The organism is Anaeromassilibacillus sp. Marseille-P3371 (genome assembly GCF_900169665.1).
GTDB lineage: Bacteria > Bacillota > Clostridia > Oscillospirales > Acutalibacteraceae > Anaeromassilibacillus.
In genome coordinates this window covers 1,859,871-1,880,191 of the sequence record NZ_LT835157.1, presented here as the reverse complement: position 1 = coordinate 1,880,191, position 20,321 = coordinate 1,859,871, and the positions used below count along the sequence as shown (strand labels likewise).

At 55.5% G+C, this 20,321-nt stretch carries 18 protein-coding genes and 3 tRNA genes; 8 read left to right on the top strand and 13 right to left on the bottom strand.

The window, feature by feature from the left end:
* Nucleotides 1-413 (bottom strand): RNHCP domain-containing protein (locus B9Y59_RS07440; protein WP_085534562.1); only part of this gene is annotated, 413 nt, incomplete at its 3' end.
* Between the two features lie 552 nt (nt 414-965).
* On the opposite strand from B9Y59_RS07440, the gene prfB (B9Y59_RS07435) reads away from it, so the two are divergent.
* A complete protein-coding gene (gene prfB, locus B9Y59_RS07435) occupies nt 966-2,096 on the top strand; it encodes a peptide chain release factor 2 (protein WP_085532678.1) in 1,131 nt (376 codons plus the stop codon).
* 1,336 nt (nt 2,097-3,432) lie between these two features.
* Here the strand turns inward: prfB (B9Y59_RS07435) and B9Y59_RS07425 are convergent.
* Entirely contained in the window at nt 3,433-3,861 is a 429-nt protein-coding gene (locus tag B9Y59_RS07425) for an RNHCP domain-containing protein (protein WP_085532680.1), read from the bottom strand.
* Between the two features lie 552 nt (nt 3,862-4,413).
* Between B9Y59_RS07425 and prfB (B9Y59_RS07420) the strand changes: the two genes are divergently transcribed.
* Both prfB (B9Y59_RS07420) and B9Y59_RS15235 read left to right on the top strand, forming a co-directional pair.
* Complete coding sequence (gene prfB, locus B9Y59_RS07420; RefSeq protein WP_085532678.1) at nt 4,414-5,544, top strand: peptide chain release factor 2; 1,131 nt, start codon at nt 4,414-4,416, stop codon at nt 5,542-5,544.
* 854 nt (nt 5,545-6,398) lie between these two features.
* The gene (locus B9Y59_RS15235; protein WP_143255262.1) at nt 6,399-6,653 is read left to right on the top strand and encodes a hypothetical protein; all 255 of its coding nucleotides are present in this window, start codon (nt 6,399-6,401) and stop codon (nt 6,651-6,653) included.
* Nucleotides 6,654-6,923: 270 nt separating this feature from the next.
* On the opposite strand, the gene B9Y59_RS07410 is transcribed toward B9Y59_RS15235, so the two are convergent.
* Together B9Y59_RS07410 and B9Y59_RS07405 are read right to left on the bottom strand one after the other, a co-directional pair.
* Nucleotides 6,924-7,919, bottom strand: coding sequence for an ATP-binding protein (locus tag B9Y59_RS07410; protein WP_054324945.1), 996 nt, complete (start codon nt 7,917-7,919; stop codon nt 6,924-6,926).
* 5 nt (nt 7,920-7,924) lie between these two features.
* Nucleotides 7,925-8,968 (bottom strand): DnaD domain protein, encoded by a 1,044-nt coding sequence (locus B9Y59_RS07405; protein ID WP_085532671.1) that lies wholly within the window; start codon nt 8,966-8,968, stop codon nt 7,925-7,927.
* A 308-nt stretch (nt 8,969-9,276) separates the two neighbouring features.
* Between B9Y59_RS07405 and B9Y59_RS07395 the strand changes: the two genes are divergently transcribed.
* A tRNA-Gly gene (locus B9Y59_RS07395) sits at nt 9,277-9,352 on the top strand.
* 37 nt (nt 9,353-9,389) lie between these two features.
* On the opposite strand, the gene B9Y59_RS07390 is transcribed toward B9Y59_RS07395, so the two are convergent.
* Entirely contained in the window at nt 9,390-9,983 is a 594-nt protein-coding gene (locus B9Y59_RS07390) for a GNAT family N-acetyltransferase (protein WP_085532667.1), read from the bottom strand.
* 653 nt (nt 9,984-10,636) lie between these two features.
* On the opposite strand from B9Y59_RS07390, the gene B9Y59_RS15230 reads away from it, so the two are divergent.
* Nucleotides 10,637-10,891, top strand: a complete 255-nt coding sequence (locus tag B9Y59_RS15230) for a hypothetical protein (protein ID WP_143255262.1) — start codon at nt 10,637-10,639, stop codon at nt 10,889-10,891.
* A 270-nt stretch (nt 10,892-11,161) separates the two neighbouring features.
* Here B9Y59_RS15230 and B9Y59_RS07380 read toward each other — a convergent pair whose 3' ends face one another.
* Together B9Y59_RS07380 and B9Y59_RS07375 are read right to left on the bottom strand one after the other, a co-directional pair.
* Nucleotides 11,162-12,157 carry an ATP-binding protein gene (locus B9Y59_RS07380; RefSeq protein ID WP_054324945.1) on the bottom strand — a complete coding sequence of 332 codons (996 nt, stop codon included), beginning with the start codon at nt 12,155-12,157 and terminating at the stop codon, nt 11,162-11,164.
* Between the two features lie 5 nt (nt 12,158-12,162).
* Nucleotides 12,163-13,206 (bottom strand): DnaD domain protein, encoded by a 1,044-nt coding sequence (locus B9Y59_RS07375; protein ID WP_085532671.1) that lies wholly within the window; start codon nt 13,204-13,206, stop codon nt 12,163-12,165.
* A gap of 308 nt (nt 13,207-13,514) precedes the next feature.
* On the opposite strand from B9Y59_RS07375, the gene B9Y59_RS07365 reads away from it, so the two are divergent.
* Nucleotides 13,515-13,590, top strand: a tRNA-Gly gene (locus tag B9Y59_RS07365).
* A gap of 37 nt (nt 13,591-13,627) precedes the next feature.
* Here the strand turns inward: B9Y59_RS07365 and B9Y59_RS07360 are convergent.
* The 4 genes from B9Y59_RS07360 to B9Y59_RS07340 form a co-directional block, all read right to left on the bottom strand.
* Nucleotides 13,628-14,221 carry a GNAT family N-acetyltransferase gene (locus tag B9Y59_RS07360; RefSeq protein ID WP_085532667.1) on the bottom strand — a complete coding sequence of 198 codons (594 nt, stop codon included), beginning with the start codon at nt 14,219-14,221 and terminating at the stop codon, nt 13,628-13,630.
* Nucleotides 14,211-14,489, bottom strand: coding sequence for a hypothetical protein (locus B9Y59_RS07355; RefSeq protein ID WP_143255261.1), 279 nt, complete (start codon nt 14,487-14,489; stop codon nt 14,211-14,213). The genes B9Y59_RS07360 and B9Y59_RS07355 overlap by 11 nt, the downstream gene beginning before the upstream one ends.
* A gap of 1,133 nt (nt 14,490-15,622) precedes the next feature.
* Entirely contained in the window at nt 15,623-16,618 is a 996-nt protein-coding gene (locus B9Y59_RS07345) for an ATP-binding protein (RefSeq protein ID WP_054324945.1), read from the bottom strand.
* A 5-nt stretch (nt 16,619-16,623) separates the two neighbouring features.
* The gene (locus tag B9Y59_RS07340) at nt 16,624-17,667 is read right to left on the bottom strand and encodes a DnaD domain protein (RefSeq protein ID WP_085532671.1); all 1,044 of its coding nucleotides are present in this window, start codon (nt 17,665-17,667) and stop codon (nt 16,624-16,626) included.
* A 308-nt stretch (nt 17,668-17,975) separates the two neighbouring features.
* On the opposite strand from B9Y59_RS07340, the gene B9Y59_RS07330 reads away from it, so the two are divergent.
* Nucleotides 17,976-18,051: transfer RNA gene (locus B9Y59_RS07330), tRNA-Gly, on the top strand.
* Nucleotides 18,052-18,088: 37 nt separating this feature from the next.
* Here B9Y59_RS07330 and B9Y59_RS07325 read toward each other — a convergent pair.
* Both B9Y59_RS07325 and B9Y59_RS07320 read right to left on the bottom strand, forming a co-directional pair.
* Nucleotides 18,089-18,682, bottom strand: a complete 594-nt coding sequence (locus B9Y59_RS07325; RefSeq protein ID WP_085532667.1) for a GNAT family N-acetyltransferase — start codon at nt 18,680-18,682, stop codon at nt 18,089-18,091.
* The gene (locus tag B9Y59_RS07320) at nt 18,672-18,950 is read right to left on the bottom strand and encodes a hypothetical protein (RefSeq protein WP_143255261.1); all 279 of its coding nucleotides are present in this window, start codon (nt 18,948-18,950) and stop codon (nt 18,672-18,674) included. Before B9Y59_RS07320 ends, B9Y59_RS07325 begins: the two co-directional genes overlap by 11 nt.
* Before the next feature lie 174 nt (nt 18,951-19,124).
* On the opposite strand from B9Y59_RS07320, the gene B9Y59_RS07315 reads away from it, so the two are divergent.
* Nucleotides 19,125-20,048, top strand: coding sequence for a hypothetical protein (locus B9Y59_RS07315; RefSeq protein WP_085532663.1), 924 nt, complete (start codon nt 19,125-19,127; stop codon nt 20,046-20,048).
* The last annotated feature ends 273 nt before the right edge of the window (nt 20,049-20,321 follow it).

Genomic DNA, 20,321 nt, shown 5'->3' with positions numbered 1-20,321 from the left:
CCGCTCCCCGCCATAAGTTCGGTCATTTCCTCGATGCGTTCCAATGGGAACGGCGGGGCGCACAGGGGTTTCATGGCGATGGACATCAGTTTCATCGGGTTGTCGTCTGCGGCTACACGGTTGGAACTGAGCTTTCCACAGCGGCGGCAACGATGGATAATGGCCCATTCGCCATTCTTCCGGACCCACACCGCTACCGGCTCCATGATGCTTCCACAGTCAGAGGCGCGGTCCCCCGGCTCTGTGTCCACGTGGAGGCTCGATAGGCAATTGGGACAGTGATTGCGGTGGTCGGTGCCGGCTCCCGCAGAGACAACCAGGCGGCCACAGTTTTTACAAGTGAAACTATCCGTACATGCATGTGTCTTATAATATCCTTTTTCGTACTTTTTCTTTTTGTTTTCACGGTTCATAGTGAGTTATATCTCCTTACACAATTTAGAATCAGTTGTATTCAATCTGTGTCAGGACAATAAAAAAAGATAACTCCCGAGAAGATGAGTTATCTGAATCGTTCTCATATACGGATTTTGTTGGGGCGTCTTGCCTTATAAAAAGACAATCGTATACCAGGATACGGGCCTTCACACACAACTCCCAAGGGAGAAAGCCAGCCAAACAACAGCCTGGGCAACAAGCCAGCCAGAACAACCATCCGCAAAATAAGCACAACAAAAAACACATCGTTTCCCGATGAAAACAAATTTTTTATTGTCCTGTTACTTGCAGATAGCCGACATCCAGCCGCACCCCCTTGTTTCATTTCCTACAGAATAACACATGAAACGAAAAAAGTAAAGACCCTTGATGCATTTGGGCTGTGGTGTGCAGAAATTGCCAATCCGAGCAGCCGGTTTCTTGCCCCGCGGCCCCCTTTACAAATTTCGGAAAATCCGATATAATTATCCAGTTAGACGGTAAACGCCGGTTTACTATGGATGAAATCAATGTTTAAGGATGGTAGTATGCTGCAATTTGATGAGTTAAGGCTGGAACTGGAAGGGCTGCGCCCGGAAATCGACGACTTGGCCGAGGCGCTGGGCCTGGAACGCATGCGCAATGAGATTGCGGAACTGGACACCAAGGCTTCAATGCCGGGATTCTGGGACGATACGCAGAATTCCCAAAAGATTTTACAACGCTCCAGCTCGCTGAAGGATAAGATTGCGGCGTATGAGAAATTGACCGCCGCTTATGACGACACGATGGCTCTGATCGAGCTCGGCAACGAGGAGGGGGATGAATCCCTGCTGCCCGAGGCCAAGGATGAATTGAAGAAAATCCGCGAAAGCTTGGAGACGCAGCGCCTTTCTACGCTGCTCAACGGCGAGTATGACAACAAGAACGCCATCCTCACCTTCCACGCGGGCGCAGGCGGGACCGAAGCGCAGGACTGGGCGGAAATGCTCTACCGCATGTACTGCCGCTGGGGAGAGCGCCACAACTTTAAGGTCAGTACCCTGGACTATCTGGACGGCGAAGAGGCGGGCCTCAAAAGCGCCAGCATCCTCATCGAAGGCGAAAACGCCTATGGTTTCCTGAAAAGCGAGGGCGGGGTACACCGCTTGGTGCGCGTGTCTCCGTTCGATGCCTCCGGACGGCGCCATACTTCGTTCGCTTCCCTGGAAGTCATGCCCGAAATCGACGACACCATCGAAATCGAGATCGACCCGGCGGACATCAAGATGGACGTATACCGCGCGAGCGGCGCGGGCGGCCAGAAGGTCAACAAGACGTCCTCTGCGGTGCGCTTGACGCACATCCCGACCGGCATTGTGGTCTCCTGCCAGGTGGAGCGCAGCCAGTATCAGAACCGCGACGTCGCTATGCGCATGTTGAAGTCCAAGCTGTTGGAAATCAAAGAGCGCGAAAATTTGGAGCGCATCGAGGACATCAAGGGCGTGCAGAAAGAGATCGCATGGGGTTCTCAGATCCGCTCGTATGTCTTTATGCCGTATACGCTGGTCAAGGATCACCGCACCGGCTTTGAATCCGGCAATATCAACGCGGTGATGGACGGCGACCTCGACGGCTTTATCAATGCATACCTAAAAGCCCAAAGCCTCGGCACACTGGGCGACTACGGCGAGGCATAACGGTTTCCTGGGAAATGCCGGTAAGGCACGGCACGGCGTGTTGGTGAAAGGAATGTTCTTACATCCACGGGTTTCTTTATATGAAAAATATGGGAACGCAAATGGAAGCAGAAGAGCCTGCGGAAGCGAGCGATGGAAAGTTTTGTAGACGCATGGAATGGGCTTTGGGTTCCATGTGAAGAGAGACGGACGGCGTTATGGACAGCGGTTGTCGTGGCGATTGGGAAACTCCGGCCGCTCAGGGAAATCCTGGCTGATTGGAAAATCGCCCGCTTTGGGGGCATTGTATTAAGAAAACTTGTAGGCGCACTAACAACCCGCCCAGGGAAGACTGATTTTCGTCCCATACAGGTTTCTCCGAGCTCAACGTATCTTTTAGGGCATTGTATTTAAGAGAATAAAGAGGATGGTTGCAGGCTGTCCCTAAAATGTTTCTTATCTCATCGCTCTTTTAGGGCGGCCTCTTTTCGGGATGGGCTACAAGGATCGTTGTGTCCGATGGCGCAAATCGGAACGGCGTGTAAAAATTATCCTAATAAAAAGCACGGCTCTACAGCGGGGAATTCCTGCTGGGCCGTGCTTTCGTTTTTTTCGCTGTCTGCGGGGCGGCCTTCGGCCGGGCGCAAGGGTTGGCTTGATGTGGCGGGGCAAACCTGGCAAGCTTTGATCTGTTTCAGGGAAATGCGACGGTGCTTTCGTTTTTTTGCCATCTGCGGGGCGGCCTTCGGCCGGGCGCAGGGATTGGTTTGGTGTGGCGAGACAATCCTGGCAAAACTTTGATCTGTTTCAGGGAAAACCGATCGTGCTTTTGTTTTTTCGCTGTCTGCGGGGCGGCTTTCGTCNACGTTACGAACGGCGGGCCTTGCGGGTGTTTCAAGTGATTTTTCAAGTGGTTTCGAGGGACTGCATCGCTCAATCCAATGCGAAGGAATTCGGGCTTTGAGCGCCATCGGGTGGACTGCGGCGCGTCAATTGAGAAGGGCCGGGGGAAGCCCGGCCTTTGGGACGCTGCAAGTGGCGGGCCTTGCGGGACGTTAAAAACGAATAAAAGCGCTTTTGTTAAATTTTTAAAAGACAGACTGCGATGTAAAAACCGGGCGGTCCCCTATGTGGAAACCGCCCGGCTGGTTATTGTTTGACGAAAGACTTTTAAATGGGTTTGATAGGAAAACGAAAGCTGCAACCCGCAAACAGCAACACCCCAAGAAGAGAGGCTACCCGAACGTCTAACGTGTTGTACAGCAGCAACTCCGCGGGGGACAAGGGGGTTCGCTCCCTCAACCGGCCGCATTGCCGCCGGAAGTCCTCCGGCAGCCCGGCAAGCATAGAACGTTGTTCAAAACCCCATGGTCCCGCTCCCCGCCATAAGTTCGGTCATTTCCTCGATGCGTTCCAATGGGAACGGCGGGGCGCACAGGGGTTTCATGGCGATGGACATCAGTTTCATCGGGTTGTCGTCTGCGGCTACACGGTTGGAACTGAGCTTTCCACAGCGGCGGCAACGATGGATAATGGCCCATTCGCCATTCTTCCGGACCCACACCGCTACCGGCTCCATGATGCTTCCACAGTCAGAGGCGCGGTCCCCCGGCTCTGTGTCCACGTGGAGGCTCGATAGGCAATTGGGACAGTGATTGCGGTGGTCGGTGCCGGCTCCCGCAGAGACAACCAGGCGGCCACAGTTTTTACAAGTGAAACTATCCGTACATGCATGTGTCTTATAATATCCTTTTTCGTACTTTTTCTTTTTGTTTTCACGGTTCATAGTGAGTTATATCTCCTTACACAATTTAGAATCAGTTGTATTCAATCTGTGTCAGGACAATAAAAAAAGATAACTCCCGAGAAGATGAGTTATCTGAATCGTTCTCATATACGGATTTTGTTGGGGCGTCTTGCCTTATAAAAAGACAATCGTATACCAGGATACGGGCCTTCACACACAACTCCCAAGGGAGAAAGCCAGCCAAACAACAGCCTGGGCAACAAGCCAGCCAGAACAACCATCCGCAAAATAAGCACAACAAAAAACACATCGTTTCCCGATGAAAACAAATTTTTTATTGTCCTGTTACTTGCAGATAGCCGACATCCAGCCGCACCCCCTTGTTTCATTTCCTACAGAATAACACATGAAACGAAAAAAGTAAAGACCCTTGATGCATTTGGGCTGTGGTGTGCAGAAATTGCCAATCCGAGCAGCCGGTTTCTTGCCCCGCGGCCCCCTTTACAAATTTCGGAAAATCCGATATAATTATCCAGTTAGACGGTAAACGCCGGTTTACTATGGATGAAATCAATGTTTAAGGATGGTAGTATGCTGCAATTTGATGAGTTAAGGCTGGAACTGGAAGGGCTGCGCCCGGAAATCGACGACTTGGCCGAGGCGCTGGGCCTGGAACGCATGCGCAATGAGATTGCGGAACTGGACACCAAGGCTTCAATGCCGGGATTCTGGGACGATACGCAGAATTCCCAAAAGATTTTACAACGCTCCAGCTCGCTGAAGGATAAGATTGCGGCGTATGAGAAATTGACCGCCGCTTATGACGACACGATGGCTCTGATCGAGCTCGGCAACGAGGAGGGGGATGAATCCCTGCTGCCCGAGGCCAAGGATGAATTGAAGAAAATCCGCGAAAGCTTGGAGACGCAGCGCCTTTCTACGCTGCTCAACGGCGAGTATGACAACAAGAACGCCATCCTCACCTTCCACGCGGGCGCAGGCGGGACCGAAGCGCAGGACTGGGCGGAAATGCTCTACCGCATGTACTGCCGCTGGGGAGAGCGCCACAACTTTAAGGTCAGTACCCTGGACTATCTGGACGGCGAAGAGGCGGGCCTCAAAAGCGCCAGCATCCTCATCGAAGGCGAAAACGCCTATGGTTTCCTGAAAAGCGAGGGCGGGGTACACCGCTTGGTGCGCGTGTCTCCGTTCGATGCCTCCGGACGGCGCCATACTTCGTTCGCTTCCCTGGAAGTCATGCCCGAAATCGACGACACCATCGAAATCGAGATCGACCCGGCGGACATCAAGATGGACGTATACCGCGCGAGCGGCGCGGGCGGCCAGAAGGTCAACAAGACGTCCTCTGCGGTGCGCTTGACGCACATCCCGACCGGCATTGTGGTCTCCTGCCAGGTGGAGCGCAGCCAGTATCAGAACCGCGACGTCGCTATGCGCATGTTGAAGTCCAAGCTGTTGGAAATCAAAGAGCGCGAAAATTTGGAGCGCATCGAGGACATCAAGGGCGTGCAGAAAGAGATCGCATGGGGTTCTCAGATCCGCTCGTATGTCTTTATGCCGTATACGCTGGTCAAGGATCACCGCACCGGCTTTGAATCCGGCAATATCAACGCGGTGATGGACGGCGACCTCGACGGCTTTATCAATGCATACCTAAAAGCCCAAAGCCTCGGCACACTGGGCGACTACGGCGAGGCATAACGGTTTCCTGGGAAATGCCGGTAAGGCACGGCACGGCGTGTTGGTGAAAGGAATGTTCTTACATCCACGGGTTTCTTTATATGAAAAATATGGGAACGCAAATGGAAGCAGAAGAGCCTGCGGAAGCGAGCGATGGAAAGTTTTGTAGACGCATGGAATGGGCTTTGGGTTCCATGTGAAGAGAGACGGACGGCGTTATGGACAGCGGTTGTCGTGGCGATTGGGAAACTCCGGCCGCTCAGGGAAATCCTGGCTGATTGGAAAATCGCCCGCTTTGGGGGCATTGTATTAAGAAAACTTGTAGGCGCACTAACAACCCGCCCAGGGAAGACTGATTTTCGTCCCATACAGGTTTCTCCGAGCTCAACGTATCTTTTAGGGCATTGTATTTAAGAGAATAAAGAGGATGGTTGCAGGCTGTCCCTAAAATGTTTCTTATCTCATCGCTCTTTTAGGGCGGCCTCTTTTCGGGATGGGCTACAAGGATCGTTGTGTCCGATGGCGCAAATCGGAACGGCGTGTAAAAATTATCCTAATAAAAAGCACGGCTCTACAGCGGGGAATTCCTGCTGGGCCGTGCTTTCGTTTTTTTCGCTGTCTGCGGGGCGGCCTTCGGCCGGGCGCAAGGGTTGGCTTGATGTGGCGGGGCAAACCTGGCAAGCTTTGATCTGTTTCAGGGAAATGCGACGGTGCTTTCGTTTTTTTGCCATCTGCGGGGCGGCCTTCGGCCGGGCGCAGGGATTGGTTTGGTGTGGCGAGACAATCCTGGCAAAACTTTGATCTGTTTCAGGGAAAACCGATCGTGCTTTTGTTTTTTCGCTGTCTGCGGGGCGGCTTTCGTCTGGGCGCAAGGCTTGGCTTGGTGTAGCGAGGCAAACCTGGCAAGCTTTGATCTGTTTCAGGGAAATCCGATTGTGCTTTTGCTTTTTTCGCTGTCTGCGGGGCGGCCTTCTACCGGGCGCAAGGCTTGGTGTGGCGAGACAAACCTGGCAAGCTTTGATCTGTTTCAGGGAAATGCGATCGTGCTTTTGTTTTTTTCGCTGTCTGCGGGGCGGCCTTCTACCGGGCGCAAGGCTTGGTGTGGCAAGGCAAACCTGGCAAAACTTTGATCTGTTTCAGGGAAATCCGACGGTGCTTTCGTTTTTTTGCCATCTGCGGGGCGGCCTTCGGCCGGGCGCAGGGGTTGGTTCGGCTTAGCCGGGCATCCAGTCCAGCTAAGTAGCATATTTTCCTGGATGGGCGTTCACAAACTTGCCCATTTCTCTTGTTTATGCTGCGGTCGGAAAGGTCCGGTTTGTTTCGCTTTTCCTTTTCCGATCATACGGAAATGTACTTTCCCATTTAATAAAATAGCTTTTCTTGCCTTTAGGCGGCCGGCCTTAGCCCTGGTCCGCGGCGCGGCGCATCCGCTTTTGCAGGCGGACGTCCCGCCCACAGAACGGCAGACGCACATAACCGCCCAGAATGCGCGAGGCAAAGCGCTCTGTGTAGCGCTCCTCGATCTCCTTCATCGTCAGGTTGGTACTGATGATCGTCGGACGCTGCGCCATCTGGCGCGTGTTGACAATGTTATAGATTTCTGCGACGGCAAACGCCGTGCGGAATTCTGTGCCGAGATCGTCCAAAATCAACAGGTCGCAGTCGAGCAGGAGGGAACCGGTGTCGGTTTCCTCCTCACGCCCAAAGTGTTCACGTTCCAGTTTCGAAACAATGTTGTTCACAGACCCGTAAACCACGCCAAATCCCTTCTCAATGGCCGCGTTTGCAATCGCTAGGGAAAGATGTGTTTTTCCCAGTCCGGTGCCTCCCATCAGGATCAAGTTGGAACTGCGCAGGGAGAAATTCTGCGCGTAGGTCATGCAGATGTCCAACACCCGCGCCATCGCCCCGCGCTCGGAACGCCCGGAGGCATCCGCCTGCTCCGAATAGTAGTCCAGCGAGAAAGTCTCAAACGTCGAGAGGGAGAGGGGGGTGAGGGTGTTTAAACTCCGGTATGCTTCCGCGCGCAGGCGCTTTTTCAGACAGTCGCACATACGGCCGTCCACATAACCGGTATCCGAACACCGGGGACAGGCGTAGTGCGGCTCCAGGTAGTCCTTTGGAAGCCCTGCCTCCTGCAACAAGCCGTCCAGCTCGCGCTGTAGGGCCTGGTTGTGTTCTTTAAGGCGGTTCAAGTGCGCCTTCGCGTCCGCGCCATGCAGCACCGCGCGGGCGGCCGTGATCGCCGTTGTAGCGAGTTCCCGCTCGATCTGCTCCGCGCGTGGAAACGCGCTGTACAGCTCCGTGCGGTGCGTCTCTGCCGTTTGCTCTGCGCGCGCCTTTTGCTCTGCCAGCGCCGCCGCCGCTGCCTGGTAGACCTCTCTGCTGTATCCCACTTCCGTCACTCCCCGTTAAAATGATCGAATGCGCCGGAGCGCTCAAATTCCTCGATGTTATAGGTGCTCTTCGCGGACGCTTCCTGCTTGCGCGCCGCCGCCTTGCGGAGTTTCTCCTCCTGCGCCTGTTGCAGTGTGGTGATTCCCTGCTCATGCCAGCGGGTGAGGATGCCGTTCATATAGCTCAGATTCAACTGGCCCTTTGTGTCCACACAGCGCTCGTACGCCTCGCGCAAAAGGATGGGCGTAAACCCCCAATCGTTGACCCATACCGCGGCGAGCGTCTCCTCCTTGGCGGTGGGCGAGCGGTGGGCGATGCCCAGGGTTTGTTCCACCACATGCCACGCCTTGGCGTTTTCTGCAATCCGGCGCAGTTTTTCCTCCGCCTTCTGGTGGCTGAATATCTCCTCCTCCGCCCAATCCATGCCGACTTTCTCAATATAACGGGTGCTCGTCTTGCCCGCGCTGGCCGCGTATTGCAGCAGCATCAGGATGACGTCCACCGGCAGCCCGAAATCGTCGTGCAGCATCAAAAGCGTGGCCGAACAGCCATTGCTCAGCAGACGTCCCAGAATACACTGGGCCTCCTGCATCATGTAAGCGATTTCCTCCGATTCCGCCATCCGCTTGGCAACAAACGCATTGTCCGGCTTCTGCGGGCGGGTGAGGATCGCCGCAGGCCGCGCTTTGGCAGGGACGGCGGCCGGAGGGTCCGGCACAGGGGCGGGGGAAGGCGTGGGGACGGCCGAGACGGCTGGCCCTTCCACTGGGGCTGTCTGTGCGTTGGATGCCGCAGGTTTGAGCTCGACGCCGCTGGACGCCAAGAGCCCGGCTTCCTGTTGCCAGAAGAGCAGCGCCTCGCCGACCGCATCCTCGGAAAGCCCCAGCGCCTGTGCCGGTTCCTTTGCCTCAAAACCGTGGTCCGCGTGGCGCAGGACCCACAGCAACACCTTTAACTGGTTGGGGCTGGCAATCTTTATGTATTGATCTACAACGGCGCACGGCACAGCAAAGACCGCGTTCCATACGCCCAGGTTGAGTAAGTACAAATTCGTCCCTCCATTTGTCTTTGGGAATATCCGGCAACAGACGGCGGATGACGGCAACACAGACAACGTCCGGCCGCTGCCGGCGCCGCGAAGCCGTAGAGCGCAAAACGCCGTGGAATCCCATGGAATGCTTTTATTATAGCATGTCCGATGTCAAATGGGAAACCCCCACAAGAGAAGGAAAGGACGGAATCCCGCCGGAATGCAGGGGCAAAACGCGCCCGGAAAAATTTTGAAAAAAAGTGTTGACAAATGGGGAAGGCTATCGTATAATAATTCACGCACCGAGCAAAACGGCTGCAAGACATGCGAACGTAGCTCATCTGGTAGAGCGCCACCTTGCCAAGGTGGAGGTAGCGAGTTCGAGCCTCGTCGTTCGCTCCATGTAGGCTCCTCACATTGTGGGGAGCCGTTTTTTTGTTTACAGTTCGGAAGGGCTTGCGGTGGGCGAGGCTTTGGAGGCGCAGGGCTTTCCCAAGGTTTTACTATACAACAGGCATTTCAATGGCACCTGTTTTTGGCCCATTTCCATGCAAATATCCTTTTCCCCGACACGCGTAAAACCGCGGTGCTCATAGAATGGATAGGTACAGGCGTCGTCGGTATGAAGAAAAAGGGTTTTGCCATTCTCCCGGCGTTCCAACTCAGAGAGCAGAAGGCTTCCAATCCCTTTGCCCTTGACCGCTGGATTTGCGGCGAGAAAGACAATTTCTCCGTCGGGCCGGTGGGAAGCCAGATAGGAGGAGAGAAGCTGCTGGGTAGCCGACGCATAGGTTCCCGCGCTGTCCTGATAAAAGGTATTCTGCACAAATTCGAACAGCTTCACATAGATGGTCTTCCAGAGGGAACGGTATTTTTTAGGCTCTCCTTCCAGTTCTGCAAGCAGAACCCCTGCGAGTTCTTCTCCGGCATATGCGGCGATGACCTGGGTGGCGCGAGAGAGTTCCAGATACCAGAAATACCGGCCGTAGAGCTGCAAAAGAAACGGGTTGTCCAGATACCACTCAAAGTGCATCCCTGTAATGGCGAATTGGATTGCTTTGGAAAAATCGCGCTTTGATTTGAATGTCCATGATTTTTTCTCCTTTNTGGGGGCATTGTATTAAGAAAACTTGTAGGCGCACTAACAACCCGCCCAGGGAAGACTGATTTTCGTCCCATACAGGTTTCTCCGAGCTCAACGTATCTTTTAGGGCATTGTATTTAAGAGAATAAAGAGGATGGTTGCAGGCTGTCCCTAAAATGTTTCTTATCTCATCGCTCTTTTAGGGCGGCCTCTTTTCGGGATGGGCTACAAGGATCGTTGTGTCCGATGGCGCAAATCGGAACGGCGTGTAAAAATTATCCTAATAAAAAGCACGGCTCTACAGCGGGGAATTCCTGCTGGGCCGTGCTTTCGTTTTTTTCGCTGTCTGCGGGGCGGCCTTCGGCCGGGCGCAAGGGTTGGCTTGATGTGGCGGGGCAAACCTGGCAAGCTTTGATCTGTTTCAGGGAAATGCGACGGTGCTTTCGTTTTTTTGCCATCTGCGGGGCGGCCTTCGGCCGGGCGCAGGGATTGGTTTGGTGTGGCGAGACAATCCTGGCAAAACTTTGATCTGTTTCAGGGAAAACCGATCGTGCTTTTGTTTTTTCGCTGTCTGCGGGGCGGCTTTCGTCTGGGCGCAAGGCTTGGCTTGGTGTAGCGAGGCAAACCTGGCAAGCTTTGATCTGTTTCAGGGAAATCCGATTGTGCTTTTGCTTTTTTCGCTGTCTGCGGGGCGGCCTTCTACCGGGCGCAAGGCTTGGTGTGGCGAGACAAACCTGGCAAGCTTTGATCTGTTTCAGGGAAATGCGATCGTGCTTTTGTTTTTTTCGCTGTCTGCGGGGCGGCCTTCTACCGGGCGCAAGGCTTGGTGTGGCAAGGCAAACCTGGCAAAACTTTGATCTGTTTCAGGGAAATCCGACGGTGCTTTCGTTTTTTTGCCATCTGCGGGGCGGCCTTCGGCCGGGCGCAGGGGTTGGTTCGGCTTAGCCGGGCATCCAGTCCAGCTAAGTAGCATATTTTCCTGGATGGGCGTTCACAAACTTGCCCATTTCTCTTGTTTATGCTGCGGTCGGAAAGGTCCGGTTTGTTTCGCTTTTCCTTTTCCGATCATACGGAAATGTACTTTCCCATTTAATAAAATAGCTTTTCTTGCCTTTAGGCGGCCGGCCTTAGCCCTGGTCCGCGGCGCGGCGCATCCGCTTTTGCAGGCGGACGTCCCGCCCACAGAACGGCAGACGCACATAACCGCCCAGAATGCGCGAGGCAAAGCGCTCTGTGTAGCGCTCCTCGATCTCCTTCATCGTCAGGTTGGTACTGATGATCGTCGGACGCTGCGCCATCTGGCGCGTGTTGACAATGTTATAGATTTCTGCGACGGCAAACGCCGTGCGGAATTCTGTGCCGAGATCGTCCAAAATCAACAGGTCGCAGTCGAGCAGGAGGGAACCGGTGTCGGTTTCCTCCTCACGCCCAAAGTGTTCACGTTCCAGTTTCGAAACAATGTTGTTCACAGACCCGTAAACCACGCCAAATCCCTTCTCAATGGCCGCGTTTGCAATCGCTAGGGAAAGATGTGTTTTTCCCAGTCCGGTGCCTCCCATCAGGATCAAGTTGGAACTGCGCAGGGAGAAATTCTGCGCGTAGGTCATGCAGATGTCCAACACCCGCGCCATCGCCCCGCGCTCGGAACGCCCGGAGGCATCCGCCTGCTCCGAATAGTAGTCCAGCGAGAAAGTCTCAAACGTCGAGAGGGAGAGGGGGGTGAGGGTGTTTAAACTCCGGTATGCTTCCGCGCGCAGGCGCTTTTTCAGACAGTCGCACATACGGCCGTCCACATAACCGGTATCCGAACACCGGGGACAGGCGTAGTGCGGCTCCAGGTAGTCCTTTGGAAGCCCTGCCTCCTGCAACAAGCCGTCCAGCTCGCGCTGTAGGGCCTGGTTGTGTTCTTTAAGGCGGTTCAAGTGCGCCTTCGCGTCCGCGCCATGCAGCACCGCGCGGGCGGCCGTGATCGCCGTTGTAGCGAGTTCCCGCTCGATCTGCTCCGCGCGTGGAAACGCGCTGTACAGCTCCGTGCGGTGCGTCTCTGCCGTTTGCTCTGCGCGCGCCTTTTGCTCTGCCAGCGCCGCCGCCGCTGCCTGGTAGACCTCTCTGCTGTATCCCACTTCCGTCACTCCCCGTTAAAATGATCGAATGCGCCGGAGCGCTCAAATTCCTCGATGTTATAGGTGCTCTTCGCGGACGCTTCCTGCTTGCGCGCCGCCGCCTTGCGGAGTTTCTCCTCCTGCGCCTGTTGCAGTGTGGTGATTCCCTGCTCATGCCAGCGGGTGAGGATGCCGTTCATATAGCTCAGATTCAACTGGCCCTTTGTGTCCACACAGCGCTCGTACGCCTCGCGCAAAAGGATGGGCGTAAACCCCCAATCGTTGACCCATACCGCGGCGAGCGTCTCCTCCTTGGCGGTGGGCGAGCGGTGGGCGATGCCCAGGGTTTGTTCCACCACATGCCACGCCTTGGCGTTTTCTGCAATCCGGCGCAGTTTTTCCTCCGCCTTCTGGTGGCTGAATATCTCCTCCTCCGCCCAATCCATGCCGACTTTCTCAATATAACGGGTGCTCGTCTTGCCCGCGCTGGCCGCGTATTGCAGCAGCATCAGGATGACGTCCACCGGCAGCCCGAAATCGTCGTGCAGCATCAAAAGCGTGGCCGAACAGCCATTGCTCAGCAGACGTCCCAGAATACACTGGGCCTCCTGCATCATGTAAGCGATTTCCTCCGATTCCGCCATCCGCTTGGCAACAAACGCATTGTCCGGCTTCTGCGGGCGGGTGAGGATCGCCGCAGGCCGCGCTTTGGCAGGGACGGCGGCCGGAGGGTCCGGCACAGGGGCGGGGGAAGGCGTGGGGACGGCCGAGACGGCTGGCCCTTCCACTGGGGCTGTCTGTGCGTTGGATGCCGCAGGTTTGAGCTCGACGCCGCTGGACGCCAAGAGCCCGGCTTCCTGTTGCCAGAAGAGCAGCGCCTCGCCGACCGCATCCTCGGAAAGCCCCAGCGCCTGTGCCGGTTCCTTTGCCTCAAAACCGTGGTCCGCGTGGCGCAGGACCCACAGCAACACCTTTAACTGGTTGGGGCTGGCAATCTTTATGTATTGATCTACAACGGCGCACGGCACAGCAAAGACCGCGTTCCATACGCCCAGGTTGAGTAAGTACAAATTCGTCCCTCCATTTGTCTTTGGGAATATCCGGCAACAGACGGCGGATGACGGCAACACAGACAACGTCCGGCCGCTGCCGGCGCCGCGAAGCCGTAGAGCGCAAAACGCCGTGGAATCCCATGGAATGCTTTTATTATAGCATGTCCGATGTCAAATGGGAAACCCCCACAAGAGAAGGAAAGGACGGAATCCCGCCGGAATGCAGGGGCAAAACGCGCCCGGAAAAATTTTGAAAAAAAGTGTTGACAAATGGGGAAGGCTATCGTATAATAATTCACGCACCGAGCAAAACGGCTGCAAGACATGCGAACGTAGCTCATCTGGTAGAGCGCCACCTTGCCAAGGTGGAGGTAGCGAGTTCGAGCCTCGTCGTTCGCTCCATGTAGGCTCCTCACATTGTGGGGAGCCGTTTTTTTGTTTACAGTTCGGAAGGGCTTGCGGTGGGCGAGGCTTTGGAGGCGCAGGGCTTTCCCAAGGTTTTACTATACAACAGGCATTTCAATGGCACCTGTTTTTGGCCCATTTCCATGCAAATATCCTTTTCCCCGACACGCGTAAAACCGCGGTGCTCATAGAATGGATAGGTACAGGCGTCGTCGGTATGAAGAAAAAGGGTTTTGCCATTCTCCCGGCGTTCCAACTCAGAGAGCAGAAGGCTTCCAATCCCTTTGCCCTTGACCGCTGGATTTGCGGCGAGAAAGACAATTTCTCCGTCGGGCCGGTGGGAAGCCAGATAGGAGGAGAGAAGCTGCTGGGTAGCCGACGCATAGGTTCCCGCGCTGTCCTGATAAAAGGTATTCTGCACAAATTCGAACAGCTTCACATAGATGGTCTTCCAGAGGGAACGGTATTTTTTAGGCTCTCCTTCCAGTTCTGCAAGCAGAACCCCTGCGAGTTCTTCTCCGGCATATGCGGCGATGACCTGGGTGGCGCGAGAGAGTTCCAGATACCAGAAATACCGGCCGTAGAGCTGCAAAAGAAACGGGTTGTCCAGATACCACTCAAAGTGCATCCCTGTAATGGCGAATTGGATTGCTTTGGAAAAATCGCGCTTTGATTTGAATGTCCATGATTTTTTCTCCTTTGCTGTAAATGGTGGGGCGGGGGATGTATGCTTCGTCGGACGGGAACATATACCAGTATTCTACCACAGGAAGGCAAGCGGCGGCGATTTTTTTGGCAGTCAACCGGGCGGTTTGAGGCCGGCGCAGGTTTCGGGGCTGGCTTCCAAGGAATGCGGCCTGTGAAAATTTGCCGGGATCACCTCCGTTCGTTTCCATACGGTTTCTAGCTTGTCCAACAGAGAGCCTTTTGGGTTCTTTTTCGAAGGTTAATTTCTGGATAAAGGCGAGGACTTCATACAGGCGGGAACTTCGCAGGAGCGAGGGGCTTCGGCTGGAAGAAGCAAGAGGAGGCAAAAGATTTGCCGCCTTTGGCGAAAGAAAGCGGGGTCTTTGCAGGAGCGAGGGGCCTGCGGCTGGAAGAAGCAAGAGAAGGTAAAAGATTTGCCGCCTGTGGTGGAAGAAAGCGGGCCTTTGCAGGAGCGAGGGGCCTGCGGCTGGAAGCAGCAAGAGAAAGCAAAGAGATTTACCGCCTTTGGCGAAAGAAAGCGGGCCTTTGCAGGAGCGAGGGGCCTGCGGCTGGAAGAAGCAAGAGGAGGCAAAAGACTTGCCGCCTGTGGCGAAAGAAAGCGGGCTTTCGCAGAAGCGTGGGCCTGCGGCTGGAAGAAGCAAGAGGAGGCAACGAGATTTGCCACCTTTGTGGAAGAAAACGGGCCTTTGCAGGAGCGAGGGGCTTCGACTGGAAGAAGCAAGAGGAGGCAAAAGACTTGCCGCCTGTGGTGGAAGAACATGGGCCTTTGCAGAAACGAGGGCCTGCGGCTGGAAGAAGCAATAGGAGGCAAAAGACTTGCCGCCTGTGGCGAAAGAAAGCGGGCCTTCGCAGAAGCGAGGGGCCTGCGGCTGGAAGAAGCAATAGGAGGCAAAAGACTTGCCGCCTTTGGTGGAAGGAAGCGGGGCTTTGCAGAAGCGTGGGCCTGCGGCTGGAAGAAGCAAANGTGCTTTTGTTTTTTTCGCTGTCTGCGGGGCGGCCTTCTACCGGGCGCAAGGCTTGGTGTGGCAAGGCAAACCTGGCAAAACTTTGATCTGTTTCAGGGAAATCCGACGGTGCTTTCGTTTTTTTGCCATCTGCGGGGCGGCCTTCGGCCGGGCGCAGGGGTTGGTTCGGCTTAGCCGGGCATCCAGTCCAGCTAAGTAGCATATTTTCCTGGATGGGCGTTCACAAACTTGCCCATTTCTCTTGTTTATGCTGCGGTCGGAAAGGTCCGGTTTGTTTCGCTTTTCCTTTTCCGATCATACGGAAATGTACTTTCCCATTTAATAAAATAGCTTTTCTTGCCTTTAGGCGGCCGGCCTTAGCCCTGGTCCGCGGCGCGGCGCATCCGCTTTTGCAGGCGGACGTCCCGCCCACAGAACGGCAGACGCACATAACCGCCCAGAATGCGCGAGGCAAAGCGCTCTGTGTAGCGCTCCTCGATCTCCTTCATCGTCAGGTTGGTACTGATGATCGTCGGACGCTGCGCCATCTGGCGCGTGTTGACAATGTTATAGATTTCTGCGACGGCAAACGCCGTGCGGAATTCTGTGCCGAGATCGTCCAAAATCAACAGGTCGCAGTCGAGCAGGAGGGAACCGGTGTCGGTTTCCTCCTCACGCCCAAAGTGTTCACGTTCCAGTTTCGAAACAATGTTGTTCACAGACCCGTAAACCACGCCAAATCCCTTCTCAATGGCCGCGTTTGCAATCGCTAGGGAAAGATGTGTTTTTCCCAGTCCGGTGCCTCCCATCAGGATCAAGTTGGAACTGCGCAGGGAGAAATTCTGCGCGTAGGTCATGCAGATGTCCAACACCCGCGCCATCGCCCCGCGCTCGGAACGCCCGGAGGCATCCGCCTGCTCCGAATAGTAGTCCAGCGAGAAAGTCTCAAACGTCGAGAGGGAGAGGGGGGTGAGGGTGTTTAAACTCCGGTATGCTTCCGCGCGCAGGCGCTTTTTCAGACAGTCGCACATACGGCCGTCCACATAACCGGTATCCGAACACCGGGGACAGGCGTAGTGCGGCTCCAGGTAGTCCTTTGGAAGCCCTGCCTCCTGCAACAAGCCGTCCAGCTCGCGCTGTAGGGCCTGGTTGTGTTCTTTAAGGCGGTTCAAGTGCGCCTTCGCGTCCGCGCCATGCAGCACCGCGCGGGCGGCCGTGATCGCCGTTGTAGCGAGTTCCCGCTCGATCTGCTCCGCGCGTGGAAACGCGCTGTACAGCTCCGTGCGGTGCGTCTCTGCCGTTTGCTCTGCGCGCGCCTTTTGCTCTGCCAGCGCCGCCGCCGCTGCCTGGTAGACCTCTCTGCTGTATCCCACTTCCGTCACTCCCCGTTAAAATGATCGAATGCGCCGGAGCGCTCAAATTCCTCGATGTTATAGGTGCTCTTCGCGGACGCTTCCTGCTTGCGCGCCGCCGCCTTGCGGAGTTTCTCCTCCTGCGCCTGTTGCAGTGTGGTGATTCCCTGCTCATGCCAGCGGGTGAGGATGCCGTTCATATAGCTCAGATTCAACTGGCCCTTTGTGTCCACACAGCGCTCGTACGCCTCGCGCAAAAGGATGGGCGTAAACCCCCAATCGTTGACCCATACCGCGGCGAGCGTCTCCTCCTTGGCGGTGGGCGAGCGGTGGGCGATGCCCAGGGTTTGTTCCACCACATGCCACGCCTTGGCGTTTTCTGCAATCCGGCGCAGTTTTTCCTCCGCCTTCTGGTGGCTGAATATCTCCTCCTCCGCCCAATCCATGCCGACTTTCTCAATATAACGGGTGCTCGTCTTGCCCGCGCTGGCCGCGTATTGCAGCAGCATCAGGATGACGTCCACCGGCAGCCCGAAATCGTCGTGCAGCATCAAAAGCGTGGCCGAACAGCCATTGCTCAGCAGACGTCCCAGAATACACTGGGCCTCCTGCATCATGTAAGCGATTTCCTCCGATTCCGCCATCCGCTTGGCAACAAACGCATTGTCCGGCTTCTGCGGGCGGGTGAGGATCGCCGCAGGCCGCGCTTTGGCAGGGACGGCGGCCGGAGGGTCCGGCACAGGGGCGGGGGAAGGCGTGGGGACGGCCGAGACGGCTGGCCCTTCCACTGGGGCTGTCTGTGCGTTGGATGCCGCAGGTTTGAGCTCGACGCCGCTGGACGCCAAGAGCCCGGCTTCCTGTTGCCAGAAGAGCAGCGCCTCGCCGACCGCATCCTCGGAAAGCCCCAGCGCCTGTGCCGGTTCCTTTGCCTCAAAACCGTGGTCCGCGTGGCGCAGGACCCACAGCAACACCTTTAACTGGTTGGGGCTGGCAATCTTTATGTATTGATCTACAACGGCGCACGGCACAGCAAAGACCGCGTTCCATACGCCCAGGTTGAGTAAGTACAAATTCGTCCCTCCATTTGTCTTTGGGAATATCCGGCAACAGACGGCGGATGACGGCAACACAGACAACGTCCGGCCGCTGCCGGCGCCGCGAAGCCGTAGAGCGCAAAACGCCGTGGAATCCCATGGAATGCTTTTATTATAGCATGTCCGATGTCAAATGGGAAACCCCCACAAGAGAAGGAAAGGACGGAATCCCGCCGGAATGCAGGGGCAAAACGCGCCCGGAAAAATTTTGAAAAAAAGTGTTGACAAATGGGGAAGGCTATCGTATAATAATTCACGCACCGAGCAAAACGGCTGCAAGACATGCGAACGTAGCTCATCTGGTAGAGCGCCACCTTGCCAAGGTGGAGGTAGCGAGTTCGAGCCTCGTCGTTCGCTCCATGTAGGCTCCTCACATTGTGGGGAGCCGTTTTTTTGTTTACAGTTCGGAAGGGCTTGCGGTGGGCGAGGCTTTGGAGGCGCAGGGCTTTCCCAAGGTTTTACTATACAACAGGCATTTCAATGGCACCTGTTTTTGGCCCATTTCCATGCAAATATCCTTTTCCCCGACACGCGTAAAACCGCGGTGCTCATAGAATGGATAGGTACAGGCGTCGTCGGTATGAAGAAAAAGGGTTTTGCCATTCTCCCGGCGTTCCAACTCAGAGAGCAGAAGGCTTCCAATCCCTTTGCCCTTGACCGCTGGATTTGCGGCGAGAAAGACAATTTCTCCGTCGGGCCGGTGGGAAGCCAGATAGGAGGAGAGAAGCTGCTGGGTAGCCGACGCATAGGTTCCCGCGCTGTCCTGATAAAAGGTATTCTGCACAAATTCGAACAGCTTCACATAGATGGTCTTCCAGAGGGAACGGTATTTTTTAGGCTCTCCTTCCAGTTCTGCAAGCAGAACCCCTGCGAGTTCTTCTCCGGCATATGCGGCGATGACCTGGGTGGCGCGAGAGAGTTCCAGATACCAGAAATACCGGCCGTAGAGCTGCAAAAGAAACGGGTTGTCCAGATACCACTCAAAGTGCATCCCTGTAATGGCGAATTGGATTGCTTTGGAAAAATCGCGCTTTGATTTGAATGTCCATGATTTTTTCTCCTTTGCTGTAAATGGTGGGGCGGGGGATGTATGCTTCGTCGGACGGGAACATATACCAGTATTCTACCACAGGAAGGCAAGCGGCGGCGATTTTTTTGGCAGTCAACCGGGCGGTTTGAGGCCGGCGCAGGTTTCGGGGCTGGCTTCCAAGGAATGCGGCCTGTGAAAATTTGCCGGGATCACCTCCGTTCGTTTCCATACGGTTTCTAGCTTGTCCAACAGAGAGCCTTTTGGGTTCTTTTTCGAAGGTTAATTTCTGGATAAAGGCGAGGACTTCATACAGGCGGGAACTTCGCAGGAGCGAGGGGCTTCGGCTGGAAGAAGCAAGAGGAGGCAAAAGATTTGCCGCCTTTGGCGAAAGAAAGCGGGGTCTTTGCAGGAGCGAGGGGCCTGCGGCTGGAAGAAGCAAGAGAAGGTAAAAGATTTGCCGCCTGTGGTGGAAGAAAGCGGGCCTTTGCAGGAGCGAGGGGCCTGCGGCTGGAAGCAGCAAGAGAAAGCAAAGAGATTTACCGCCTTTGGCGAAAGAAAGCGGGCCTTTGCAGGAGCGAGGGGCCTGCGGCTGGAAGAAGCAAGAGGAGGCAAAAGACTTGCCGCCTGTGGCGAAAGAAAGCGGGCTTTCGCAGAAGCGTGGGCCTGCGGCTGGAAGAAGCAAGAGGAGGCAACGAGATTTGCCACCTTTGTGGAAGAAAACGGGCCTTTGCAGGAGCGAGGGGCTTCGACTGGAAGAAGCAAGAGGAGGCAAAAGACTTGCCGCCTGTGGTGGAAGAACATGGGCCTTTGCAGAAACGAGGGCCTGCGGCTGGAAGAAGCAATAGGAGGCAAAAGACTTGCCGCCTGTGGCGAAAGAAAGCGGGCCTTCGCAGAAGCGAGGGGCCTGCGGCTGGAAGAAGCAATAGGAGGCAAAAGACTTGCCGCCTTTGGTGGAAGGAAGCGGGGCTTTGCAGAAGCGTGGGCCTGCGGCTGGAAGAAGCAAAAGGAGGCAAAGAGATTTACCGCCTTTGGTGAAAGAAAGCGGGCCTTCGCAGAAACGAGGGGCTTCGGCTGGAAGAAGCAAGAGAAAGCAAAGAGATTTGCCGCCTGTGGTGGAAGAAAGCGGGCCTTCGCAGAAGCGTGGGCCTGCGGCTGGAAGAAGCAAGAGGAAGTAAAGACATTTAACGCCTTTGTGGAAGAAAACGGGCCTTCGCAGAAACGAGGGGTCTGCGGCTGGAAAAAGCAAGAGGAGGCAAAGAGATTTGCCGCCTGTGGCGAAAGAAAGCGGGCCTTCGCAGGAGCGAGGGGGTTCGGCTGGAAGAAGTAAGAGGAGGCAACGAGATTTGCCGCCTTTGGTGGAAGAACACGGGCCTTCGCAGAAGCGAGGGGGTTCGGCTGGAAGAAGCAAGAGGAGGCAAAAGATTTGCCGCCTGTGACGAAAGAAAGCGGGGCCTTTGCAGAAGCGAGGGGCCTGCGGCTGGAAGAAGCAAAAGGAGGCAAAGAGATTTACCGCCTTTGGTGAAAGAAAGCGGGCCTTCGCAGAAACGAGGGGCTTCGGCTGGAAGAAGCAAGAGAAAGCAAAGAGATTTGCCGCCTGTGG